A 2,650-nucleotide genomic window follows, 5' to 3' on the forward strand; every position below is an offset into this window, starting at 1 on the left:
GCAGTTGCAGCGCTCGATCGGCAACCTGAACCTCGCGGCGCAGGCGATCGCGGCGCAGCAGGCCGCGCAAGCGGCCGCGCGGCAGGCGGCGCTGGACGATCCTTCTTCCGTGCCCGATGGCCTGGCCGATGGCGGCTTGAAGGTCGACACGAATTCGCTGACCGCGGGCTGGCTCAATGCCCAGGCGCCCGTGCAATCGCAAGGCAACGATGGCCGTACCACGGTCACCATCCAGCAGACCGGCGACCGCGCGATCCTCAACTGGGAGAGCTTCAACGTCGGCAAGCGCACCACGGTCGATTTCAGGCAGCAGGCCGACTGGGCCGTGCTCAACCGCATCAACGATCCGCAGGCACGGCCCTCGCAGATCCAGGGGCAGATCAAGGGCGATGGCACGGTGCTGATCGCGAACCGCAACGGCATCGTGTTCAGCGGCTCGAGCCAGACCGACACGCGCAACCTCGTGGCGGCGGCCGCGAAGATCGGCGACGAGCAGTTCAAGGCACGCGGCATCTACAGCGAGCAGGCCAGCGGCGCCTACACGCCGAGCTTCACCGAGGCACTGGGGGCCGTGAAGGTGGAAGCGGGCGCGCAGCTCACGACCCGCACGCCCGCCTCGGTCACGCGCGGCGGCGGCTATGCCTTGCTGCTGGGCGCCGAGGTCGACAACGCCGGCATCATCACCACGCCGCGCGGCCAGGTGCAGCTCGCCGCGGGCGATGCCTTCGTGGTTCGCGCGGGGCAGGGCACCGATGCCAACCAGTCCTCGACCACGCGCGGCAACGAAGTGGCGCCGCTGTTCGATGCCGGCAGCACGGCCGGCACCGTCACCAATCGCGGCCTGCTGCGGGCGCCCGAGGGCGACATCACGCTGACGGGCCGCAAGGTGGTGCAGGACGGCGTCGCGGTGGCCACCACCACGGTCGACACGCGCGGCACCATCCATCTGCTGGCCTCGGCCTCGGACAAGGACAGCAGCATCACCGTCACGCAGAAGGCGCTCAACGCGATCCTGCTCGACGACCAGAACGGCCGCACCGCGCTCGACAGCCAGCGCGATGCCCTGATCGCCGAATCGGCCAAGCTGGATTTCGCGCGCCGGACCACCGCGCAGGGCGTGTTCGACAACCTGTCGCTGCAGGACGACCGGCGCGACCAGTCGCGCATCGAGATCGTCTCGGGCGGCGGCGTGCTGTTCGAGGGCGGCTCCACCACGCTGGCCACGGGCGGCCAGCTCGCGGTCAGCAGCGGAGCGGCGGGCGGCCGCAGCACGGTGGCCGACGGCGCGCGGCTCGATGTCTCGGGCGCGGTCGGCGTGCAGGTGGCGATGGCCTCGAACAACATCGAGATCAACATCCAGGGCAACGAGCAGCGCGATGCGCCGCTCAACCGCGACACCACCTGGCTCAACAACGCCAATGTGTGGATCGACCGCCGCCAGCTGGTTCACGTGGCCGCCGGCACGGGCGGCTACGACAAGGAGCGCTGGTACACGGCGGGTGGCCTGCTCGAGGTCGGCGGCTACCTGAGCCTGCAGGGCCACGGCATCGGCGAATGGTCCGCGCAGGGCGGCAGCGTGAGCTTCACGGGCGGCGAGGTGGCCACACAGCGCGGCTCGAACATCAACCTGTCGGGCGGCACGCTCGACGTGCAGACCGGCACGATCCGCCAGAGCTGGCTCAAGGGCGCGGACGGGCGCCTGTACGAGGTGTCGAAAGCGCCGGCGGACCTGAGCTACACGGGCCTGTACAAGGGCTTCGAGGACGAGCACAAGCGCTGGGGCGACAAGGCCACGGGCTTCTTCTACAACCCGCTGATCGGGCCGCAGCAGCGGCTCGAGAGCGGCTACACGGTCGGCCGCGATGCGGGCCGGCTGGTGATCGCCACCAGCGCCGCGACGCTCGGCGGCGACATCACGGCCGATGCCTTCCAGGGCCCGCGCCAGGCGCAGAAGGCCGATGCGGGGCTGGAGGACGGCTACGACCAGTCGCACAACGCGGTGGCGCATGCCGGCCAATTGATCCTGGGCCGCTACGACTCGGCGCTCAACACCGATGCGAAGAACGGCCCCGTCGGCCTGTTCCACAACCTCACGCCGACGCTGGCGCACATCGTGTTCGACGCGGCGCCGGACGGCGCGGCCGCCGACCCGCAGGGCACGCTGCGGCTGGACGCGGACGGACTGACGCGCATGGGCCTCGGCACCATCGTGGGCAGCGCGAAGGAGGACATCGCGGTGCAGGCCGCGCTCGCCGTGACGCCCGGCGGACAGATCGCGCTGTACGCGCCCACCGTCAAGGTCGACGCCGGCCTGACGGCGCGCTCGGGCCGCATCCTCCTGGGCGACGTGGTGCCCATGGTGTCGGCGGAGAACGGCATCTCGAGCGACCTACAGCTGAGCGCGCCCGCGGGCACCACGCCCAGCGTCGTCATCGGCGGCGGCGTCACGCTGGACGCGCGCGGCATCTGGAGCAACCTGCAGCAGGACGCGGACGACCGGCGCTACCTCCCTTACCTCGACGGCGGGACGGTGACCGTGCGCAACACGGGCGACGTGACGCTGCAGGCCGGCGGCGTCATCGACGTCTCGTCGGGCGCGATCCTGCGCGCCGACGGCAGCCTGCAAGGCGGCACGGGCGGCGACGTCACG

The 2,650-nt window shown here is 71.2% G+C and carries 1 protein-coding gene; it reads left to right on the forward strand.

The genetic code is table 11. The features are described from left to right. The coding region (locus AC27VN_RS38375) for a two-partner secretion domain-containing protein (RefSeq protein ID WP_490880051.1) at positions 1-2,650 on the forward strand (2,650 nt) is incomplete at both ends.

It is taken from the genome of Variovorax sp. 20P10.2.4 (genome assembly GCF_058244205.1).